At 72.5% G+C, this 20,704-nt stretch carries 17 protein-coding genes; 14 read left to right on the plus strand and 3 right to left on the minus strand.

Going from position 1 to position 20,704, the window contains the following annotated elements:
- Positions 1-110: 110 nt before the first annotated feature.
- The 13 genes from AC6CKD_RS30070 (at position 111) to aroA (ending at position 16,005) form a co-directional block, all read left to right on the plus strand.
- The gene (locus AC6CKD_RS30070; RefSeq protein WP_498331634.1) at positions 111-1,649 is read left to right on the plus strand and encodes a 4-hydroxyphenylacetate 3-hydroxylase family protein; all 1,539 of its coding nucleotides are present in this window, start codon (positions 111-113) and stop codon (positions 1,647-1,649) included.
- A 79-nt stretch (positions 1,650-1,728) separates the two neighbouring features.
- Positions 1,729-2,226: a flavin reductase family protein gene (locus tag AC6CKD_RS30075; protein ID WP_498331636.1), complete on the plus strand. Its 498-nt coding sequence runs from the start codon at positions 1,729-1,731 to the stop codon at positions 2,224-2,226.
- A gap of 242 nt (positions 2,227-2,468) precedes the next feature.
- Positions 2,469-4,013 carry an FAD/NAD(P)-binding protein gene (locus AC6CKD_RS30080; RefSeq protein ID WP_498331638.1) on the plus strand — a complete coding sequence of 515 codons (1,545 nt, stop codon included), beginning with the start codon at positions 2,469-2,471 and terminating at the stop codon, positions 4,011-4,013.
- A 159-nt stretch (positions 4,014-4,172) separates the two neighbouring features.
- Positions 4,173-4,985 carry a class II aldolase/adducin family protein gene (locus AC6CKD_RS30085; RefSeq protein ID WP_498331640.1) on the plus strand — a complete coding sequence of 271 codons (813 nt, stop codon included), beginning with the start codon at positions 4,173-4,175 and terminating at the stop codon, positions 4,983-4,985.
- A gap of 62 nt (positions 4,986-5,047) precedes the next feature.
- Positions 5,048-5,692: an NAD(P)-dependent oxidoreductase gene (locus AC6CKD_RS30090; protein ID WP_498331642.1), complete on the plus strand. Its 645-nt coding sequence runs from the start codon at positions 5,048-5,050 to the stop codon at positions 5,690-5,692.
- A gap of 28 nt (positions 5,693-5,720) precedes the next feature.
- Positions 5,721-7,019: a multidrug effflux MFS transporter gene (locus AC6CKD_RS30095; protein WP_498331644.1), complete on the plus strand. Its 1,299-nt coding sequence runs from the start codon at positions 5,721-5,723 to the stop codon at positions 7,017-7,019.
- A 160-nt stretch (positions 7,020-7,179) separates the two neighbouring features.
- Positions 7,180-8,568 (plus strand): class II 3-deoxy-7-phosphoheptulonate synthase, encoded by a 1,389-nt coding sequence (locus AC6CKD_RS30100; protein ID WP_498331646.1) that lies wholly within the window; start codon positions 7,180-7,182, stop codon positions 8,566-8,568.
- Positions 8,569-8,615: 47 nt separating this feature from the next.
- A complete protein-coding gene (gene aroH / locus AC6CKD_RS30105; RefSeq protein WP_498331648.1) occupies positions 8,616-8,993 on the plus strand; it encodes a chorismate mutase in 378 nt (125 codons plus the stop codon).
- Positions 8,993-10,117 (plus strand): prephenate dehydrogenase, encoded by a 1,125-nt coding sequence (locus AC6CKD_RS30110; RefSeq protein WP_498331846.1) that lies wholly within the window; start codon positions 8,993-8,995, stop codon positions 10,115-10,117. The genes aroH and AC6CKD_RS30110 overlap by 1 nt, the downstream gene beginning before the upstream one ends.
- A 117-nt stretch (positions 10,118-10,234) precedes the next feature.
- Positions 10,235-11,422 carry a chorismate synthase gene (gene aroC / locus AC6CKD_RS30115; protein ID WP_498331650.1) on the plus strand — a complete coding sequence of 396 codons (1,188 nt, stop codon included), beginning with the start codon at positions 10,235-10,237 and terminating at the stop codon, positions 11,420-11,422.
- A complete protein-coding gene (gene aroB / locus AC6CKD_RS30120; protein WP_498331652.1) occupies positions 11,419-12,507 on the plus strand; it encodes a 3-dehydroquinate synthase in 1,089 nt (362 codons plus the stop codon). Before aroC ends, aroB begins: the two co-directional genes overlap by 4 nt.
- 82 nt (positions 12,508-12,589) lie before the next feature.
- A complete protein-coding gene (tkt, locus tag AC6CKD_RS30125) occupies positions 12,590-14,731 on the plus strand; it encodes a transketolase (RefSeq protein WP_498331654.1) in 2,142 nt (713 codons plus the stop codon).
- Entirely contained in the window at positions 14,728-16,005 is a 1,278-nt protein-coding gene (gene aroA, locus AC6CKD_RS30130; protein WP_498331656.1) for a 3-phosphoshikimate 1-carboxyvinyltransferase, read from the plus strand. Before tkt ends, aroA begins: the two co-directional genes overlap by 4 nt.
- Before the next feature lie 201 nt (positions 16,006-16,206).
- On the opposite strand, the gene AC6CKD_RS30135 is transcribed toward aroA, so the two are convergent.
- The 3 genes from AC6CKD_RS30135 to AC6CKD_RS30145 all read right to left on the minus strand — a co-directional run bounded on the left by AC6CKD_RS30135 (position 16,207) and on the right by AC6CKD_RS30145 (position 19,857).
- Positions 16,207-17,685: an MFS transporter gene (locus AC6CKD_RS30135; protein WP_498331657.1), complete on the minus strand. Its 1,479-nt coding sequence runs from the start codon at positions 17,683-17,685 to the stop codon at positions 16,207-16,209.
- 86 nt (positions 17,686-17,771) lie between these two features.
- On the minus strand, positions 17,772-18,974 hold the full coding sequence (locus AC6CKD_RS30140) for an acyl-CoA dehydrogenase family protein (protein ID WP_498331659.1): 1,203 nt from the start codon (positions 18,972-18,974) through the stop codon (positions 17,772-17,774).
- A 310-nt stretch (positions 18,975-19,284) separates the two neighbouring features.
- On the minus strand, positions 19,285-19,857 hold the full coding sequence (locus AC6CKD_RS30145; protein WP_498331661.1) for a dihydrofolate reductase family protein: 573 nt from the start codon (positions 19,855-19,857) through the stop codon (positions 19,285-19,287).
- Positions 19,858-20,067: 210 nt separating this feature from the next.
- Here AC6CKD_RS30145 and AC6CKD_RS30150 point away from each other — a divergent pair, with 210 nt between their 5' ends.
- Complete coding sequence (locus tag AC6CKD_RS30150; RefSeq protein ID WP_498331662.1) at positions 20,068-20,694, plus strand: glyoxalase; 627 nt, start codon at positions 20,068-20,070, stop codon at positions 20,692-20,694.
- Positions 20,695-20,704 lie beyond the last annotated feature (10 nt).

The raw sequence follows: 20,704 nt of genomic DNA on the forward strand, positions 1-20,704 counted from the left end.
TTGTTCGTGCGCGGCCCCGCAAGAGCGGATGGGCGTCCGAACCTACGCTCGGATCAATCGAACTGTGCGCCCGGCAGCGGTCGCTCGCAGCACCCGGAGAGGAGACCGAAATGGGTCAGGTCCCGCTAGTGGATCGGTCGGCCGACGAGGCGCCGAACGACCTCATGACGGGCGACTCCTACCTGGAGAGCCTGCGCGACGGTCGCCAGGTCTTCGTGGACGGCGAACTCGTGAAGGACGTGACGACGCACCCGGCGTTCGCCAACGCCGCGAGGTCGATCGCGCACCTCTACGACGCACTCCACCACCCGGACACCAAGGACCTGATGACGACGGTCGACCGGTACACGGGTTACCGCGTCCACCGCTTCTTCACCCCGGCGCACTCGCCCGAGGAGCTCCTCAAGGCCCGTGACGCCATCGAGCACTGGGCCCGCCTGGGCTACGGCTTCATGAACCGCACGCCCGACTACAACGCGTCGTTCATGGCCGGCCTCGCGGTCACCCACGACTTCTACGAGCCCTTCGGCGACAACGCCCGGGCCTGGTACGAGAAGTACGCCCGCCAGGGCCTCTCGGTCAGCCACGCGATCGTCAACCCGCCCGCCGACCGCACCTCGTCCTCGCACGCGCTCCGCGACGTCCACCTGAAGGTCGTCGAGGAGCGCGTGGACGGCATCGTCGTCGAGGGGGCCAAGCTCATGGCCACCGCCTCGGCCCTGGCCAACGTCGCCTTCGTCGGCCAGAGCCACCCGTCCGACCCGGACGCCGGAGAGGCCGACGACATGGCGCTGGCCTTCATGGCCCCCCTGAACACCCCCGGCATGAAGGTCGTCTGCCGCACCTCGTACGAGTCCAGGGCCACCAGCCCGTTCGACAACCCCCTCTCGAGCCGGTTCGACGAGAACGACGCGGTGCTGGTCTTCGACAAGGTGTTCATCCCGTGGGAGAGCGTCCTGATCCACCGGGACACCGAGAAGGTCCACCAGTGCTTCCCGCACTCCGGCCTGCTCTCCCGCGGCTTCTTCCAGGGCGCGATCCGCAGGTCGGTCAAGCTCCAGTTCATGGCGGGCATCCTCGACCGGGGCACGCGCATCAACGGCACGGACGGCTTCCGCGACGTCCGGGCCGGCCTCGGCGAGCTCCTCGCCTGGCGCCACCAGACCTGGGCCGTCACCAGTGCCATGGCCCTGGACCCGGAGTGCGGCCCGGGCGGCACGGTCCTTCCGCGCATGGACTACGCGGCCGGCTACCGGGCGCTCGCCCCGCTCGGCTGGGAGCGCACGCACCGCTTCTTCGAGGAGCACCTCGCGGGCGCGCTGCTGATGACCCCCTCCAGCGGCAAGGACCTGCAGAACCCCGAGCTGCGCCCGCTGCTCGACCGCTACTACCGCGGCACGGGCGCCACCGCCGAGGAGCGCACCAAGCTCTTCAAGCTCGCCTGGGACGCGATCGGCACCGAGTTCGGCGCACGCCACGAGCTGTACGACCTCAACTCCGCCGACCGCCCCGACCAGGTGCGCCTCGACACCCTGAACTGGTCCCGCGACGCCGGTCTGCTCGACACCTACGGCGACCTCGTCCAGAAGGCCATGGACGACTACGACCTCGACGGCTGGACCCGCGGCCGCTGGGCCCAGGAGAACTGACCAGTAAGCCCGCGTACGGACGGGTGCCATCGGCCCAGGCGCCGAGCACACCCGTCCGCGCCCAGCAGAGAGGCCCGGCATGAACCACGACCTGCGCGATGTGATGCGCTCCTTCGCCACCGGGGTCTGCATCGTCAGCACCTACACCGAGAAGGACGGCGTACGCACGCACAACGCGATCACCGTCAACTCACTCACCTCCGTCTCACTGGAACCGCCGCTGGTTTCCCTGAGCTTCCGTCACGACTCGGAGTTCTTCGCGGAGCTGATGCGCACGGGCGTCGTCGGGATCTCGATCCTCGGCGCCGAGGGCGAGTCCACCGCCCGCGCGTTCGCACGCCGGCGGCCCGAGCGCGACCGGGCGCTGACCGAGGTGGCCGGGGTCCCGGGCGAGGCCACCGGGACGCTGCTGTTCGACGCGGCGGCCTGGATGGAGTGCAGCCTCCGCGACCACGTGGTGGCGGGTGACCACGTCATGGTCATCGGCGAAGTCCTCGCCATGGGGGCCCGTGAGGCCCAGACCCCCCTGATCTTCCTCCAGGGCGGGTTCCACAGGTTCGAACTGGAACAGGTGTGACGTGCGGGCGAAGAAGCCGCCGAGCCGCCGGGGCCGTCTCGACGCGTGACCGCAAGAACTCCGCCACCTGAGCCGGAGTGCCCCACCCCATCGGCCGACCGGCTTCACCTCCTCCGTACCGGGGGCGGGCCGGCGGCTTCCACCGAATCCCCGGAGTAGGCGAGGAGGGCCCCGTGATCACGGACAGCAAGGCCGGCGCACGACGACCCAGCGCCTTCCACGAATTGATAGGTGACTGACACATGTCCCGTGGATTCTCGATCGGTATCGTCGGAGGAGGCGCGGCTGCAGTCTGCTTGATCGACGCGTTGTCCCGAACAGAGAGCGAACCAGGCAGCCTCACGGTCTTCGAACCGTCACCGCACCTGTGGCGCGGCCGCGCCTACCAGGTGGACACCGAGACCCTCAAGGTCAACGCGACGCCCGACGACATGTCCGTGCGGGCGGGCGACCTCCAGCACTTCGAGAACTGGCTGGAGACCCGGGACAAGGTCGTCGGCGTCCGCACCGGAGTCGACCGGTGGTCCGGGAGCCGCTTCGCGCCCCGCACCGTCTACGGCGAGTACCTGGAGCAGACGGCGTACGCCGCGCTCGGCGAACTGCGCCGCCAGGGCTGGCGCGTCGACCTCGTCGGCGAGGGCGTCACCTCCGCCAGCCGGGCCGCCAACCGGGTGCTGCTGCGCACCGGCAGCGGCCGTGCCCGCGCCTTCGACTACGCCATCCTGTGCGTCGGCGGCGACAGCCCCAAGGACGTCTACGGACTGTCCGGCACCGAGGGCTTCGTCGGGGACCCGTACCCGATCGTCAACAAGCTGGCGGACGTCGGCGAGAAGGACCACGTCGCCGTCATCGGCAGCGGCCTGACCGCCATCGACATCATCCTGTCCCTGGCCGCCCAGGGCCACCAGGGCCGCATCAGCCTGATGTCCCGCCGCGGCGTCCTGCCCGGTGTGCGGCAGAAGGCGGTCCCCTTCGAGCTGCGCCACTTCACCCCGCACCGGATGGAGGCGCTGGCCACGACCCACCCGGAGGTGACCCTCGAGGACATCGCCACCGTCATGCGGGCCGAGTTCCGCGACATCGGCGCCGACCTCGACGCGACCGTCGAGGAGATCATCCGGGTCGACCTGGAGAACCCGGTCGACCGGCTGCGCCGGCAGATCGAAGAGGTCGACTCCCCCCACATGGGCCTGCGCATCCTGCAGCGCGCCGTCCCCGAGACCGGGCCCGACGTCTGGCCGATGCTGCGCGAGCAGGACAAGGTCCAGCTGCTGCGCGCCCACTACCGCACGATCATGAGCCTGTGCTGCCCCATGCCGCCGGGCAGCGCCGGAGTCCTCCTCGAACTCGTCGAGGCGGGCAAGCTCGACATCGTCGCCGGTCTGCAGAACATCACCCCGAACCCCGAGGCGGGGTTCGACGTCGTCACCGCCGAGGGCCACAACTTCACGGCCGACCGCGTCGTCAGTGCCGTGAACGCCTCCGAGGGGCGCATCCCCACCAGCGCCGCGCCCCTGGTCACCTCGCTCATGCGCAGCCGCGTCGCCAGCCGGCACCCCCACGGCGGCCTGCACATAGCCCGTCCGACCAGTCAGCTGACGACGAACGGCAGATCCGACCCGCGCCTGTACGGGCTCGGCAACATCGCCGCGGGTTCGCTCTTCTTCACCTTCGGCATCCCCTCGCTGGTCGACCGCAGCCAGGACATCGTCGGCGCGATCCTGCAGCACGCCGAGACCGTCACGGCCGCGAGCCGGGAGAACGAGGAAGTCCTGCTCACGGTCTAGCCCCGCGCACGGCCCAGCCCCCCCACGGCCCAGCCCCCCACGGGCCTGTCCCTCCACGGGCCTCTCCCCCACGGGCCCGTCCCGCTCACCGCCCGGCCGCCCCCCGCACCCGTATCCGTACCACTACCGGAGAACGATCCGGAGATGAGGACCCCGCGCATGAGCGTCACCGAGACCGACCGGCCCGCCTACCTGGCGGACACGCACACCGGCCTGCCGATCCCCGGCGAGCCGGTCTTCACCACCCACGAGGAGACGCGCCGCCACCGCAAGCAGCGGCTCGCCGCCGCCCTGCGGCTGTTCGGCAAGTACGGCTTCGGTGAGGGCATCTCGGGCCACATCTCGGTCCGCGACCCGGAGCACGAGGACCGCTTCTGGGTGAACCCCTTCGGCGTCTCCTTCAACCTGGTCCGCGTCGCCGACCTGATCTGCGTCGACTCCGCCGGCAACGTCGTGGCGGGCAAGCACCGGGTCAACCCCAGTGCCTTCGTCATCCACTCGGCCATCCACGAGATGCAGCCGGGCGCCACGGCGGCGGCCCACGGCCACACCGCGCACTCCCGCGCGCTGGGCTCCCTGGGCCGTCTGCTGGACCCCATCGACCAGGAGTCCGCCGCCTTCTACAACCGCCAGGTCCTCTACGAGGAGTACGAGGGCCCCTCGGTCTCGGCCGAACTCGGCCGCGACATCGCCGAGAAGCTCGGCGACAACCGTGCGATCCTCCTGCGCCACCACGGCCTGATAACCGTCGGCGGATCGCTCGACGAGGCCGTGCACTGGTTCTTCACCTACGACAGCTGCGCCCAGGTGCAGTTGCTCGCCCGGGCGGCGGGCACGCCCAAGAGCTTCAGCCACGAGCAGGCCGTGGCCGCGGGGGACGGATTCGGCAACGAGCAGCTGGGCTGGTTCAGCTTCCAGCTGCTCTGGGACGAGATCGTCCGCGAGCAGCCCGACTTCCTGGAAGAGGACTAGCCCGCACCCGTCTCGCGTACGACAGCACCCCGCGAGAAGCACCCAGGAAGAAGAGGCACACCATGAACATCCTTCTTTTCGGCGCGAGCGGACACATCGGCAGCGCCATCGCCGGTGAGCTGCTCTGCCGCGGGCACTCCGTCACCGGGGCCACCCGCACGGGCGCGATCGCGGGCAAGAGCCACGAGGACCTGACCGTCGTCGCCGGTGACGCCACCAGCGCCGACACCGTGGCCGAACTGTCCGCGGGCTACGAGGCGGTGGCCTCGGCCGTCGGTCCCAAGCCGGGCTTCGACGACGACCACAAGATCATCGTCGGTGCGGCCGGCGCGCTCATCGAGGGCCTGACCCGAAGCGGCGTACGCCGTGTCGTGGTCCTCGGCGGCGCCGGCAGCCTGGAGGTGTCCCCGGGCGTCAAGGTCATCGACGACCCGGACTTCCCGGCCGTCTGGAAGCAGAACGCGCTCGCCCAGAGCGAGGCCCTGGCGCTCTACCGCCAGGCCGACACCCTGGACTGGACGTTCATCTCCCCGGCCGCCCGGATCGAGCCGGGCGAGCGCACCGGAACCTACCGGGTCGGCGGTGACCAGCTCGTGGTGGACGCCGACGGCCACAGCCGCATCAGCATCGCGGACTACGCGGTCGCCTTCGCGGACGTACTGGAGCGTGGTGACGCCATCCGGTCCCGCATCACCGTCGCCTACTGATTCCGCGTTCCCCGGAGGGGATCCGACCATGGCTCCACCCGCGACACCGAAGGGCGCCGGGCTCGCCCGGTACGTCGTCATCCTCGGCGCGCTCACCGCCCTCGGCCCGCTGGCCAACGACGCCTACCTGCCGGGGCTGCCGCAGATCGCCGAGGACCTGCACACCAGTGCCCCGGCGGCGCAGCTCAGCCTCACCGCCTGCCTGCTCGGCCTCGGCATCGGCCAGCTCGTCGCCGGTCCGCTCAGCGACGCGCTCGGCCGCCGCCGCCCGCTCATCGCCGGTCTCGCGCTGTTCTCGGTCACCGCGCTGCTCTGCGCCTTCGCCACCGACATCTGGACGCTGGTCGGGCTGCGCGCCCTCCAGGGCCTCGGCGGCGCCACCGGGATCGTCATCGCCTCCGCCGTCGTGCGCGACCGGCACACCGGGCCCGCCGCGGCCCGGTTCTTCGCGAAGCTGATGCTGATCACCGGCATCGCGCCGATCCTGGCCCCCGTCCTCGGCGGCCAGCTCCTGCTGGTCACCTCCTGGAAGGGCATCTTCATCGCCCTCGCCGTCATCGGCGCCGCGATGCTCTTCGGCGTCGCCGGCGCCCTGCCGGAGACGCACCCCGCCGAACGGCGCGTGCACGGCGGCCTCAAGGCCACCGGCCCGGTCTTCCGCCGGCTGCTGAGCGACCCGGTGTTCGTCGGCTACAACCTGGCCTGCGGCTTCGCCTTCGCCGCGATGTTCGCGTACATCTCCGGCTCGACCTTCGTGCTCCAGTCCCTCCACGGGATGTCCCCCCAGGGCTACAGCGCCGTCTTCGCGGTCAACGCCCTCGGTCTGGTCATCGCCGCGCAGGTCGGCGGCCGCGTCGTGCACAGGACCGGCCCGCGCGCCCTGCTCGCGGCCGGTCTGCTCGTCTCCGCGGTCGGCGGCCTCGCGCTGCTCGCCGTCGTCCTCACGGACGCCGGCCCGGCCCCGCTGCTGGTCGCGCTGTTCCTGGTCGTCTCCAGCGTCGGGCTCGTCCTGCCGAACTCCTTCGCGCTGGCCCTGCAGGACCACGGCGACGTGGCCGGCTCGGCCGCCGCGCTGCTGGGCCTGTCCCAGCATCTGATCGGTGCGGCCGTGGTCCCGCTCGTCGGCCTCGCCGGCGAGGACAGCGCGCTTCCGATGGGCATCGTCATCGCCGTCCTCGGCGTCGGCGGTCTGCTCGCCTTCGGCCTCACCAAGGACCCCCGGGCCGCCGGTGCGGAGACCGGCGCCCGGGCGCCCGCGACCGTCACCGCGACCGTGCCCGGCACCGTGACCGCCGGACCGGCGCCCGAGGTGCGCGAGCCGGTATAGCCCCGGCGAGACGGCCTCGCTCCCAGCAACGGAACGCCTGCCGGGGGACCGCACGGCCGCACGGCCGCACAGTCCCCCGCCACCCCGGTCCGCCACTCCGGTCGGCGGCAGGCCACACCTCTTCCCTTTCCGAACGAAACCGATCGAGGTCCCAGCCACCATGACCCTCGCCACGCACACCACGGCCGTCGACTCCTGGCGCCTGCTGCCCGCCGCGCAGCAGCCGTCCTACCCCGACCCGGTCGCCCTGCGCTCCGCGCTCGACGACCTCGCCACCTACCCGCCGCTGGTCTTCGCGGGCGAGTGCGACCGCCTGCGCGACCGCCTCGCCGACGTCGCCCGGGGAGAGGCCTTCGTCCTCCAGGGCGGGGACTGCGCCGAGACCTTCGACGCCGTCAGCTCCGACCAGGTCCGCGACAAGGTCCGCACCCTGCTCCAGATGGCCGCCGTCCTCACCTACGCGAGCTCCGTGCCCGTGGTGAAGATCGGCCGGATCGCCGGGCAGTACTCCAAGCCCCGCTCCCAGTCCACCGAGGTCCGCGACGGCGTCGAACTGCCCGTCTACCGCGGAGACTCCGTCAACGGCCTCGCCTTCACCCCCGAGTCCCGCACCCCGGACCCCGAGCGGCTCAAGCGGATGTACCACTCCTCCGCCGCCACCCTGAACCTCGTACGGGCCTTCACCACCGGCGGCTACGCCGACCTGCGCCAGGTCCACGAGTGGAACCGCGACTTCGTCGCAGCCTCCCCGGTCGGAGAGCGCTACGAGCGGCTCGCCGGCGACATCGACGACGCCCTCACCTTCCTCGCCGCCTGTGGCGCCGACCCGGCCGCGGTCCACTCCTCGGAGATCTTCGCCAGCCACGAGGCGCTGCTCCTGGACTACGAGGCCGCGCTCACCCGCGTCGACGCCCGCTCGGGGCAGCTGTACGACGTCTCCGGCCACATGATCTGGATCGGCGAGCGCACCCGTCAGCTGGACGGCGCCCACGTCGAGTTCGCCTCCCAGGTGCGCAACCCCGTCGGCGTCAAGCTCGGTCCCACCACCTCCGCCGACGAGGCCCTCGCGCTCATCGACAAGCTCGACCCGGACCGCGAGCCCGGCCGCCTCACCTTCATCACCCGCATGGGCGCCCGCAACGTCCGCGAGATCCTGCCCGAGCTCGTCGCCAAGGTCACCGCCGAGGGCGCGAGCCCCGCGTGGATCTGCGACCCGATGCACGGCAACACCTTCTCGGCGCCCAGCGGCCACAAGACCCGCCACTTCGACGACGTGCTCGACGAGGTGGCCGGCTTCTTCGAGGTCCACCGGGCGCTCGGCACCCACCCCGGCGGCATCCACGTCGAGTTGACCGGCGACGACGTCACCGAGTGCGTCGGGGGCGGCGCCGAGGTCCGCCTCACCGACCTCGGGCAGCGCTACGAGTCCGCGTGCGACCCCCGCCTGAACCGCAAGCAGTCCCTCGACCTGGCCTTCCAGGTCGCCGAGCTGTACCGGGACCGCACGGACCAGGGCGCGGCCCGCCGCGAAGCCGTACCCGCCGCCTGATCTCGCGCGACCGATCGACGTACCGTCCTCAGCAAAGGGAGAAGACCATGTCCGTGCGTGCCCTGCGCGGTGCCATCCAGCTGGAAGTCGACGAGCGGGTCCACCTGCTGGACGGGGTCCGGACGCTGTTCCAGGAGATGCTCGAAGCCAACGGGCTCGACCAGGACGACCTGGTGAGCGTGCTCTTCACGGCGACCCCGGACCTGGTCAGCGAGTTCCCGGCGGTGGCCGCCCGCGAACTGGGCGTGACCGACGTGCCGCTGATGTGCGCACAGGAACTGGACATCGCCGGGTCCCTGCCCCGCGTGGTCCGCATCCTCGCGTACGCCGAGACGGAGCTGTCCAAGCCCGACATCAAGCACATCTACCTGGGCGGCGCGGCCGCCCTGCGCAGAGACCTCTCCGTGGCCGGGGAGCCGAGGTGATCCGCTCCGCCGCGGTGGTGGGGACGGGACTCATCGGAACCTCCATCGCGCTGGCCCTCTCCCGCCGCGGGGTCGCCGTCCACCTGATCGACGAGAACGAGTCGGCCGCCCGCACCGCGGCCTCTCTGGGCGCCGGTACCGTCGGTCCCCCGAGGAACACGGTCGACCTGGCCGTCCTGGCCGTCCCGCCGGCCCAGGTCGGCGCGGTGCTCGCCGCCCACCAGAAGCGCGGCCTCGCCCGCTCGTACACCGACGTCGCCAGCGTCAAGAGCGGCCCGGAGATCGGGGTGCTCGCCGCCGGCGCCGACCCCGTCACCTTCATCGGCGGACACCCCATGGCCGGCCGGGAGCGCTCCGGCCCGCTCGCCGCCTGCGCCACCCTCTTCGAGGGCCGCTCCTGGGTCCTGACGCCCACGGCCGACACCGGCCGCGAGGCGCTCAACATGGCGCTCATGATGGTCTCCCTGTGCGGGGCGGTGCCCGTCGTGATGGACAGCGAGGTGCACGACCGGGCCGTGGCCCGGGTCTCGCACACCCCGCACGTCGTCGCCTCGCTGATGGCCGCGCGCCTCCAGCACCTGCCGGAGGACGCCTGCCGCCTCGCCGGCCAGGGGCTGCGCGACGTGACCCGGATCGCCGGGGGAGACCCCCGGTTGTGGAGCGACATCCTGGAGTCCAACGCCACCGCGGTCGCCGACGTGCTGACCGAACTCGCCGAGGACCTCCAGGTCACCGTGGCCGCCCTGCGGGGCCTCGCCACCGACGACGCGGACGAACGCGCCCAGGGCACCACGTTCCTGGCCGACCTGCTCGGCCGCGGCGTCATCGGCCGCGACCGCATCCCCGGCAAGCACGGGCACCCGGTGCCCGCGTGCGCCCCGGTCCGCGTCCTCATCGGGGACCAGCCCGGTGAACTCGCCCGGCTCCTCGCGAGCGCCGCCGAACTCGGCGTCAACATCGAGGACATGACCATCGACCACTCGCCCGGCGACGAGAGCGGCCTGGTCGAGCTGATGGTCGCCCGCGGCACCGCCGCGAACATGGCCCAGCGCCTGATGAGCGCCGGCTGGCGGGTCCAGCGCATGGGTCCGATCGAGGCCCCGCCGGTCACCGCCGGCGTCTGACCGCACGGCGATCCGGCGGGCCGACCGACGCCCGACGACCCACGACCGACGGCGACGCCGACGCCGACGCCCGACCTCCTACCGACCTCCCACCACGCCCCACGACAGAGGATCACCTTGAGTACTTTGCGATGGCTCACCGCGGGCGAATCGCACGGCCCCGCCCTCACCGCCGTCCTCGAAGGCCTGCCCGCCGGGGTGGAGGTCTCCACCAAGGCCGTCGCCGACTCCCTGGCCCGCCGCCGCCTCGGCCACGGCCGGGGCGCCCGGATGGCCTTCGAGCGGGACGAGGTGACCTTCCTCGGCGGCGTCCGCCACGGCCTCACCCAGGGCGGACCGGTGTCGATCCAGGTCGGCAACACCGAATGGCCCAAGTGGCGGACGGTGATGGCCGCCGACGGCGTGGACGCGGAGGTCCTGGCGGGCCAGGCGCGCAACGCCCCCCTCTCGCGGCCCCGCCCCGGCCACGCCGACCTCGCCGGGATGCAGAAGTACGGGTTCGACGACGCACGGCCGGTGCTGGAGCGGGCCAGCGCCCGCGAGACCGCCGCCCGCGTGGCCCTCGGCGAGGTCGCCCGCGCCTTCCTGCGGCAGGCGTACGGGATCACCGTCGTCAGCCATGTCGTCGCGCTCGGCGCGGCCGCCGCCCCCGACGGCGCGGTCCCCGGGCCGGGCGACACCGAACGCGTCGACGCCGACCCGGTGCGCTGCCTCGACCCGCTGGCCTCCGCCGCGATGGTCGCCGAGGTCGACCGGGCCCACGAGAACGGAGACACCCTCGGCGGAGTCGTCGAGGTCCTCGCGTACGGACTTCCGCCGGGCCTGGGCAGCTACGTCCACGGCGACCGGCGCATCGACTCCCGGCTGGCCGCCGCCCTCATGGGCATCCAGGCCATCAAGGGCGTCGAGTTCGGCGACGGCTTCGGCCTGGCCCGGGTCCCCGGCTCCCTCGCCCACGACGAGATCGAGCGGGGCGAGGACGGCGCCGTCCGCCGCCGCACCGCCCGCTCCGGCGGGGTCGAGGGCGGCATGACCACCGGCGAACCGCTGCGGGTGCGCGCCGCCATGAAGCCCATCGCCACCGTGCCGCGCGCCCTGGCCACCGTCGACGTCGCCACCGGCGAGCCGGCCGTCGCCCACCACCAGCGCTCCGACGTCTGCGCGGTGCCCGCCGCGGCGGTCGTCGCCGAGGCGATGACGGCGCTGGTCCTCGCGCACGCCGCGCTGGAGAAGTTCGGCGGGGACTCCCTCGCGGAGACCGCCCGCAACCACCGGGGCTACCTCGACCACCTGGCCGTCCGATGAGCACCCCGATCCTGACGAGCGGGAGCACCCGGATCCGGATCGGCGGCGACCGGCCGTACGAGGCCGTCGTGGGCCACGGGCTGACCCGGGAGGCGGGCGAGACCGGCCGCTTGCTGGGCGCGGAACCGCTGCGGGTGGCCGTGGTGCACTCCCGCGCCCTGCTGGCCACGGCCCGCCGGATCGCCCGGGACCTCAACGACGAGGGACGCATCGTGGTCTCCCTCGAAGTGCCCGAGGGCGAAGCCGCCAAGGACACGACCGTCGTCGTGGGCCTGTGGCGGGCCCTCGCGGACGCCGGGTTCACCCGCTCCGACGCCATCGTGGCCGTCGGCGGCGGCGCCACCACCGACCTCGCCGGATTCGCGGCCGCCGGCTGGCTGCGCGGCGTACGGCTCGTCCTCGTGCCGACCACGCTGCTCGGCATGGTCGACGCCGCCATCGGCGGGAAGACCGCCGTCAACCTGCCCCAGGGAAAGAACCTCGTCGGCGCCTTCCACCCGCCCGCCGGGGTGCTGTGCGACCTGGACCTGCTGGCCACCCTGCCGCCCGCCGACTACGTCAGCGGCCTCGCCGAGGTGATCAAGGCCGGTTTCATCGCCGACCCGGAGATCCTGCGCCTGGTCGAGAAGGACCCGGCCGGGGCCGCCCACACCCGCGAGCTCGTGGAGCGCGCCATCCGGGTCAAGGCGGAAGTCGTCACCGAGGACTTCCGCGAGGACGGGCGCCGCGAGCACCTCAACTACGGCCACACCCTGGGCCACGCCATCGAGCGGGTCGCCGGCTACCGGGTCCGGCACGGCCACGCGGTGGCCGCCGGCATGGTCTTCGCCGCCGAACTCGCCCAGCTCGACGGCCGGCTGTCCGCCGCCGACGCGGAGCGCCACCGCGCGCTCCTCGCCGCCGCGGGACTGCCCACCGGCCACACCGGGGCCTGGGCCCCGCTGCGCGACGCGATGGGCATCGACAAGAAGACCCGGGGCAACCGGCTGCGGTTCGTCGTCCTCGACGCCATCGGCCGTCCCGCCCTGCTCACCGCCCCGGACGAGGACCTGCTCCGGGCCGCCTACGACAGGCTCGGCCGGTGACCCGCCCCGCCCGCCCCGTACCCGTACCCGTACCCGTAGGACCCTCCAGACCCGTCGAATCCCCTGAACAGGAAGGCTCGAGATGACCGTCGCCACAGCCCCGCAGGGCACCGCGCCCGCCCTGCTCTGGGAGGACGCCGACCGCCGGGCCGTCGAGGTCGCCCGCGCGCTGACCGTGGACGCCGTCGAGGCGGCCGGCCACGGCCACCCCGGCACCGCCATGAGCCTCGCGCCGGCCGCCTACCTGCTCTTCCAGCAGCTGCTGCGGCACGACCCCCGGGACCCGCGGTGGGCCGGCCGCGACCGCTTCGTCCTGTCCTGCGGCCACGCCAGCCTCACCCTGTACACGCAGCTCTACCTCTCGGGCTACGGGCTCACCCTCGACGACCTCAAGGGCCTGCGCACCGAGGGCAGTCTGACCCCCGCGCACCCGGAGTACGGGCACACCCCGGGGGTGGAGACCACCACCGGCCCCCTCGGCCAGGGCCTCGCCAACGCGGTGGGCATGGCCATGGCCGCCCGCCGCGAGCGCGGCCTGTTCGACCCGGAGGCCGCCCCCGGCACCTCCCCCTTCGACCACACCGTCTGGGCCATCGCCTCCGAGGGCGACCTGGAGGAGGGCGTCGCGCACGAGGCCAGTTCGCTCGCCGGCCACCAGCGCCTGGGCAACCTCGTGGTCCTCTACGACGAGAACCGCATCTCCATCGAGGACGACCGGCAGATCGCCCACTCCGAGGACACCCTCGCCCGCTACCGGGCGTACGGCTGGCACGTCCAGGAGGTCGACTGGACCGCGAGCGGGGAGGCCGGCGAGTACACCGAGGACGTGCGGGCCCTGCACCGGGCGCTCACCACCGCCCGCGAGACCACCGACCGGCCCTCCCTCGTATCGCTGCGCACGATCATCGGCTGGCCCGCGCCGAAGAAGCGCAACACCGGGGGCGTCCACGGATCGGCCCTCGGAGCCGAGGAGGCCGCCGCCGCGAAGGCCGCGATGGGCCTCGATCCCGCGCTCTCCTTCCAGGTGCCCGCCGAGGTCCTGGCCCATGCCCGCCGGGTCGCCGACCGCGGCGCCGAGGCCCACCGCCAGTGGGACAAGACGCTCGCCGACTGGCGCGCCCTGAACCCCGAGCGCTCGGACCTCTTCGACCGGCTCTCCGAACGCCGGCTGCCCGAGGGCTGGCGGGAGAGCCTGCCCGTGTTCTCCGGGGGCGGCCAGATGGCCACCCGCAAGGCGTCCGGCGAGGTGCTGAACGCGCTGGCCTCCGTACTGCCCGAGCTGTGGGGCGGCTCCGCCGACCTCGCCGAGTCGAACCTCACCACGATGAAGGGCGAACCCTCCTTCATCCCGGAGGAGTTGGCGACCGAGGCGTACTCCGGCCACCAGTACGGCCGGACCCTGCACTTCGGCATCCGCGAGCACGCCATGGGCGCCGTCCTCAACGGCATCGCCCTGCACGGCGGGACCCGTCCCTACGGCGGCACCTTCCTCGTCTTCTCCGACTACATGCGCCCCGCCGTCCGGCTCGCGGCCATGATGAAGCTGCCCGTCACCTACGTCTGGACCCACGACTCCATCGGGCTCGGCGAGGACGGCCCCACCCACCAGCCGGTCGAGCACCTCTGGTCGCTGCGCGCCATCCCCGGCCTGGACGTGGTCCGGCCCGCCGACGCCAACGAGACGGTCGTCGCCTGGCGCACCATCCTGGAGAACGACGACCGCCCGGCGGGCCTGTGCCTGTCCCGGCAGAACCTGCCCGTCCTGGAACGCACCGAGGAGAGCGGGCTGTCCCCCGCCGACGGCGCGGCCCGCGGCGGCTACGTCCTGGCCGAGGCCGACGGCGGCCGCCCCGAGGCCATCCTCATCGCCACCGGCAGCGAGGTGCCCATCGCGCTCGACGCCCGCCGCATCCTGCAGGACGGGGGCCTGGCCACCCGGGTGGTGTCGATGCCCTGCCTGGAGTGGTTCCAGGCGCAGGAGGAGGAGTACCGCGAGGAGGTGCTCCCCGCCGAGGTGGCCGCCCGGGTCTCCGTCGAGGCGGGCTCCAGCCTCGGCTGGTACGCCCTGGTCGGCGCGGCCGGCACCTCGCTCGGCATCGACTCCTTCGGCGCGTCCGCCCCGTACCAGTCCCTGTACGAACTGCACGGCCTGACGGCGCCCAAGGTCGCCGCGGCCGCCCGCGCGAGCTTCGAGCGCGCCCGGCGCAGGAACTCCGGCCGATGAGCGCCGCCACCGTGCTGGAGGCCCGCGTCCCGGGCTCCAAGAGCATCACCAACCGGGCGCTGCTCCTGGCGGCCGCCGCCCCCGGGCGCAGCCGCCTGCGCGCGCCGCTGGTCAGCGACGACACCCTCGCCTTCCGGGCCGCGCTGACGGACCTGGGCACCGGCGTGCGCGATGTCGGGGACGCCGGGTACGGGTACGGGGACGGCTCCGGATACGGCGACGGCACCGGCGAGGTCTGGCAGGTCACCGGGCGCGGCACCGGCCCGGCCGGACCCGGCCGGGTGTGGTGCGCGGACGCCGGTACCGCCGCGCGGTTCCTGCCGCCCTTCGCGGCCACCGGGTACGGGGACATCGCCTTCGACGGCTCCGACCAGCTGCGGGCCCGCCCGCTGGGGCCGCTGCTGGAGGCGCTGACCGGGCTGGGGGCGAAGGTCCGCGGTACGGGCCTGCCCTTCACCCTGACCGCGAACGGCCTCGCCGGCGGCCGGATCGAGCTGGACTCCGGGCTCAGCAGCCAGTACCTGTCCGGCCTGCTGATGGCCGCTCCGCTGATGGGCGGTCCGCTCACGGTGGACGTACCGCGCCTGGTCAGCCGCCCGTACGTGGACATGACCCTGGCCCTGATGCGGCACTTCGGCGCGCGCGTGGAGGAGCGGGGCGGCTCGATCACCGTGCACCCCGGCGGGTACGCGCCGGCCGACCTGGAGATCGAACCGGACGCCTCGACCGCCTCGTACTTCTTCGCGGCGGCGGCCGTCACCGGCCGCACCGTACGGGTCCAGGGCCTGGGCACCGGAAGCCTGCAGGGCGACACGGCGTTCGTGGACGTGCTGCGGCTCGCCGGGGCGGAGGTGACGAGGACCGGTGACTGGACCGAGGTCACGGGCACGGGCCCGCTGCGCGGCGGTTTCACGGTCGACATGGGCGACATCTCGGACACCTTCATGACGATGGCCGCGATCGTCCCGCTCGCCGACGCGCCCGTCACCATCACGGGCATCGCCCACGCCCGTCTGAAGGAGTCCGACCGCATCGCCGCCGTCGCCGGCAACCTGCGCGCGCTCGGCATCCGCGTGGAGGACGGCCCGGACCGCATCACGGTCCACCCGGGCACCCCCGCCCCGGCGACTATCGACTGCCACCGCGACCACCGCATCGCGATGTCCTTCTCGGTGCTCGCCCTGCGCGCCGCCGGCATCACCCTGGACGACCCGTCGTGCGTGGCGAAGACCTTCCCGGGCTTCCACGGGGAACTGAGCCGCCTCTTCGGCTGACCCGCACGACAGCGCCCCGCCACAGGCCACCACGCCGAAGCAGGTCCCCGCCACGGGCGGGGACCTGCTTCGGCGTGGTGGCCGTCCTGCTCGGCGCCGGGCCCGGCCTGACGGGCCGACGGCGCGGGTGGGCCCATGGGGAAGGCCCCCGGGACCCGGTCGGGTCCTGGGGGCCTTCGGATGTCGTGCGGGGAGCCGCGGTCAGTGCTGCGGCGAGCCCGCCTTCCGCTTCCGTGCCGAGGAGCGCAGCGCCGCGACCAGGGTGAGCACCATGGTCAGGGCGGAGATGGCGGTGACCACGTAGAGGCCCTGGTGGAAGCTGCTCAGGGTCTCGGCCCCGCCTTCGGGCGTACCGTCGGCCGCCATCGTGGCGGTCACGATCGCCAGGACGACGGCGGCGCCGACCTGGTAGCCCGTCTGCAGCACACCGGCGGCCAGGCCCTGCTCCGATTCGTCCACGCCGGTGGTCGCCTGGACGTTGGCGGCGGGGAAGGAGAAGGGGAAGGCGATGCCGATGAGCACGATGCTGGGCAGGATCACCCAGACGTAGGAGGACGTGCTGTCGATCCGCAGGAAGAGCAGGTACGAGGCGGTGTAGGCGACGAACCCGGCGAAGATCATCCACTGGACGCCGAACCGCGAGATCAGCTTGCCGGCCCGCGGTGCGATCGTGGCGATGAGCAGACCGATGGGCAGGAAGGCCAGCGCCATCTGCATCGGGGACCAGTCGCGCAGGGACTGGAGGTAGAGACCGCCGATGAACTGGAAGCTCATGTAGGTGCCGAGGATCGCCGCGGCGACCAGGCTGGCGCCGACCAGCGCGCGGTTGCGCAGCAGGCCGAGGCGCAGCAGGGGCTGGGCCGCCCGGCGTTCGATGGCGACGAAGGTCGCGAGGAGGACCGCGGTGGCGGCGAACATCCCCAGCGTCTGGGTCGAGAGCCAGCCCGCGTGGGGGGCCTCGACGATGCTGTAGACGAGGATCAGCATCGCGGCGGTGACGGTGAAGGCGCCGGCGACGTCGAACTTGCCCTCGGCCCGGTCGCTCTTGACGTCCCGGGGCACCAGCGCCACGGCGCCGATGAAGGTGAAGACCGCCACGACGACCGGGAGCAGGAAGGTCCAGCGCCAGTTGATCTCGGTGAGCGCGCCGCCGACGATGACGCCGGTGGAGTAGCCGACCGCGCCGCAGGCGGTGTAGATGCCGACCGCGCGGTTGCGCTGGGGGCCCGCCGGGAAGTGGGTGAGGATGATGGACAGGCTGGCCGGGGCGCTGAAGGCGGCGCCGACACCCATGACGAACCGGGAGATGATCACCACCAGGCCGTCATCGGTGATCCCGCCGACCATCGATCCGGCGGCGAAGATGGCGACACCCCACAGGAACATGCGGCGCCGGCCCAGGAGGTCCGCCATGCGTCCGCTGAGCAGCAGGAAGCCGCCGAATCCGAGGACGTAGGCGCTGACGACCCACTGCACGGCCGCCGTGCTCATGCCCAGGTCGGCCTGGATGGGCGGGACCGCGACCCCGACCATGATGTTGTCGAGGGCGTCCAGGAAGAACGCGGCACAGACACTGACGAGCAGGCCCCACTGGCGGAATCCCCAGCTGTTCTCGGTTCCTTCGGTCTTCCTTTCGGGTTCGACTGCTGTCTCGACTGCTGATTCGCTGGATGTAGGCATGCCTGTCCCAATTCACTAGTCACGTGCCGGTCAGCGACACGACCGGGGCGACGGCCCGCCGTCCCGGCCTCCCTCGCCGTTCCCGGTTATCCCTTGAGTCCGAGGGGGAATGGCGCCTCAGGCGTCCCCCCGAGGAGGTAGGCGCCCGCCGACTGCACGATCTGCTCCTGGGCGAGGATGTGCTGGCACATGGTGTGCAGATCGCGGAGCCAGCGGCCCAGCGGCGAGGTCTGGTAGATCGAACCCGTACCGACGAGGTCGGAGAGCCGGGTGACGATCGAGCGAGCCGTCTTGAAGGCGTTGACGCGGGCCAGTGCCGCGGCGACCTGCTGCTCCGGGGTCGCCTCGGTGCCGGACACCAGCCGCTCCCACAGTTCGTCCAGAGAGCCGTAGACCGCGTAGCGGGCCGCGGACAGCTCCATCTCGGCCTGGCCGAGGGCGATCTGTACCCGGTAGCTGTCCTTCCAGGCCACGCCCGTGGCCCTCTCGACCCGGTTGGCCGCCAGCTCGCGCACGTGGTCGATGGCCGCACGGGCGACGCCGAGCGGCACGCCGGGCACGTTGCCGAGGAAGGCGTCGGGGGCGGCGTAAGGGCCCGACGTGTGCGGATTCGTGAAGAAGAAGGAGCGCTCCTCCGGCACGAACAGGTCGTTGGCCTGGTAGTCCATGCTGCCGCTGCCGGCCAGACCGACGGTGTGCCACGTGTCGATCTTCTCGAAGTCCTCGCTGCGGGCCACGATCAGCCGCCAGTTCACCGGCGACCCGTCGGGGCCCGGTTCGGGCTTCCCGTCGCTGTGGACGACACAGCCGCCGACGACCCAGTCGGCGTGCGTGATCCCGCTGCCGAACGGCCAGCGGCCGTTGACGACGTAGCCGCCCGGGACGCGCTCGGCGCGCCCGGCCGGGAAGATGAGGCCGGCGGTTATCGCATCGGGGTTCTCCAGCATTTCCTTGACGACGGGCTCGTCCAGGTAGCCGGCGTAGATCCAGGTGTCCATGCCGATCATGCCGCACCAGCCGACCGCCGGGTCGCCGTAGGAGAGCGCCTCGATCACCTCGGTCTGCTGCGCGAACGTGAGCTCCGGCCCGCCCCAGTCCTTCGACAGGCCGGTACGGAAGACGCCCGTCTCGCGGAGCAGCTGGGCGACGTCGTCGGGCAGACGCCGGTTGAGCTCGATCTCGGCGGACCGTTCGCGCAGCAGCGGGGCCACTGCGCGGGCGCGCGCCAGGATGTCCTCCGCCGAGGTGGGCGCGTTCTCGCGCGGCTCGGTGGGCCTGGGAGTCTCCATGATGGTCACGTAAAAGGCCCCCTGTGCCTGTGTAATCGTCCGGTACGGGAGCGAGGCGGTCCGCTCCTCCGGCATCACGGTATGTACCGGGACGCCCCGGCTCTTGCCTGAACGCGCATGCGATCTGGCACGTGCGTGCACACTCTCTCCCTAACCTTCTAACCGGTGATTAGAAGGTTAGGATAGCGGCGGTCGTCCCGTCCCGCCATCGCCGAACGCCGCTGCGCCCTGCCAGGGGGTCGGCAGGGCGCAGCGGCGTGATGCGTGATGCGGTGGTTGGTGGGCGGCGGGCGGCGGGTGCGGGGTCCCGTCAGCGGACGACGTCGAAGACGTTCATCTGCAGGCCGTTGGCGTACGCCGCGTGCTCGACGAGCTTCAGCTTCTGCGCGTCCTTGTCGGTGGTGCTGAAGAGCCGCTTGCCCGCGCCGAGCAGCAGCGGGAAGACCAGCAGGTGGTAACGGTCGATCAGACCGGCGTCGGAGAGCGAGTGGTTCAGCGAGGCGCTGCCGTGGACGATGATCGGGCCGCCCTCGGTCTCCTTCAGCGCGGCCACCTCGTCGAGGGAGCGCAGGATGGCGGTCTCGCCCCAGTTCGACACCAGGGCGTCCTCGGCGAGCGTGGTGGAGACGACGTACTTCGGCATCACCTTGTAGTCGGCGAAGTCCTCCATGTCGGGCCACACCGGGCTGAACGACTCGTAGCTGGTCCGGCCGAGCAGCATCGCGGAGGCTTCCTTCTGCTCCCGGCCCTTGATCTCGAACGCCTCGGGCAGGAACTCCACGTCATTGAAGGTCCAACCCGAGTTCCGGTACCCGGGCTCGCCCCCCGGAGCCTCCACGACGCCGTCGAGGGAGATGAAAGCGGTGCTGATCAGGGTGCGCATCTGGGGTTCCTCGGAATCTGGTGGCTGGCTCTCGGAGGGTCCGTCCGGTGCGGGCCGCGGCCACTTCCGTGGCTGCCGCGGCGCACCCTTCACGTCTAAGACCGGGGGGCACCGGGAAACTCATCGCTCCCGTCCCGGCTTTTTTCGCCCGGCCCGATCGGTCAGGATTCGAGAAGCCCCGGCAGGTGCGGCGCGCCTAGCGTGGTGGGCATGACTTCCATCGAATCCGTCACCCTCGACGTGGCCGACCTCGCGGCCGCCCAGCAGTTCTACGACACCGCCTTCGGGCTGGGCACGCGCATCCGGCTGCGGGCCCGCGAGGAGCCGACGACCGGGTTCCGGGGGTTCACGCTGTCGCTCACCGTGGCCCAGCCGGCCGACGTCGAGGCCCTGGCCGGCGCGGCCGTGGAGGCCGGTGCCACCGTGCTGAAGCCCGTCGCGAAGTCGCTCTGGGGCTACGGCGGTGTCGTACGGGCCCCGGACGGGACCATCTGGAAGGTCGCGACCTCGGCGAAGAAGAACACCGGGCCGGCCACCCGGCAGATCAACGAGATGGTGCTCCTGCTGGGCGTCGCGGACATGGCCGCGAGCAAGCGGTTCTACGTGGAGCGCGGGCTCGCCGTGGCGAAGAGCGTCGCCCGCATGTACGTGGAGTTCGACTCCGGACCGAGCCCCGTCAAGCTGGGGCTGTACCGGCACCGCGCCCTCGCGAAGGACGCCGGCGTCTCGCCCGACGGCACCGGATCACACCGGATCGCGATCGGCTGCGACGGCGGCCCCTTCACGGACCCGGACGGCTTCGCGTGGGAGGCCGCGCAGGCGGAGGCCGTGCGCTGACGGCGCCGGC

The organism is Streptomyces sp. GQ60, from assembly GCF_059758875.1.

What these genes read in the sequence shown, in the direction of transcription:
- AC6CKD_RS30070 (WP_498331634.1), top strand. Translation starts at nt 111, where the DNA reads ATGGGTCAGGTCCCGCTAGTGGATCGGTCGGCCGACGAGGCGCCGAAC.
- AC6CKD_RS30075 (WP_498331636.1), top strand. Translation starts at nt 1,729, where the DNA reads ATGAACCACGACCTGCGCGATGTGATGCGCTCCTTCGCCACCGGGGTC.
- AC6CKD_RS30080 (WP_498331638.1), top strand. Translation starts at nt 2,469, where the DNA reads ATGTCCCGTGGATTCTCGATCGGTATCGTCGGAGGAGGCGCGGCTGCA.
- AC6CKD_RS30085 (WP_498331640.1), top strand. Translation starts at nt 4,173, where the DNA reads ATGAGCGTCACCGAGACCGACCGGCCCGCCTACCTGGCGGACACGCAC.
- AC6CKD_RS30090 (WP_498331642.1), top strand. Translation starts at nt 5,048, where the DNA reads ATGAACATCCTTCTTTTCGGCGCGAGCGGACACATCGGCAGCGCCATC.
- AC6CKD_RS30095 (WP_498331644.1), top strand. Translation starts at nt 5,721, where the DNA reads ATGGCTCCACCCGCGACACCGAAGGGCGCCGGGCTCGCCCGGTACGTC.
- AC6CKD_RS30100 (WP_498331646.1), top strand. Translation starts at nt 7,180, where the DNA reads ATGACCCTCGCCACGCACACCACGGCCGTCGACTCCTGGCGCCTGCTG.
- aroH (WP_498331648.1), top strand. Translation starts at nt 8,616, where the DNA reads ATGTCCGTGCGTGCCCTGCGCGGTGCCATCCAGCTGGAAGTCGACGAG.
- aroB (WP_498331652.1), top strand. Translation starts at nt 11,419, where the DNA reads ATGAGCACCCCGATCCTGACGAGCGGGAGCACCCGGATCCGGATCGGC.
- tkt (WP_498331654.1), top strand. Translation starts at nt 12,590, where the DNA reads ATGACCGTCGCCACAGCCCCGCAGGGCACCGCGCCCGCCCTGCTCTGG.
- aroA (WP_498331656.1), top strand. Translation starts at nt 14,728, where the DNA reads ATGAGCGCCGCCACCGTGCTGGAGGCCCGCGTCCCGGGCTCCAAGAGC.
- AC6CKD_RS30135 (WP_498331657.1), bottom strand. Translation starts at nt 17,685, where the DNA reads ATGCCTACATCCAGCGAATCAGCAGTCGAGACAGCAGTCGAACCCGAA.
- AC6CKD_RS30140 (WP_498331659.1), bottom strand. Translation starts at nt 18,974, where the DNA reads ATGGAGACTCCCAGGCCCACCGAGCCGCGCGAGAACGCGCCCACCTCG.
- AC6CKD_RS30145 (WP_498331661.1), bottom strand. Translation starts at nt 19,857, where the DNA reads ATGCGCACCCTGATCAGCACCGCTTTCATCTCCCTCGACGGCGTCGTG.
- AC6CKD_RS30150 (WP_498331662.1), top strand. Translation starts at nt 20,068, where the DNA reads ATGACTTCCATCGAATCCGTCACCCTCGACGTGGCCGACCTCGCGGCC.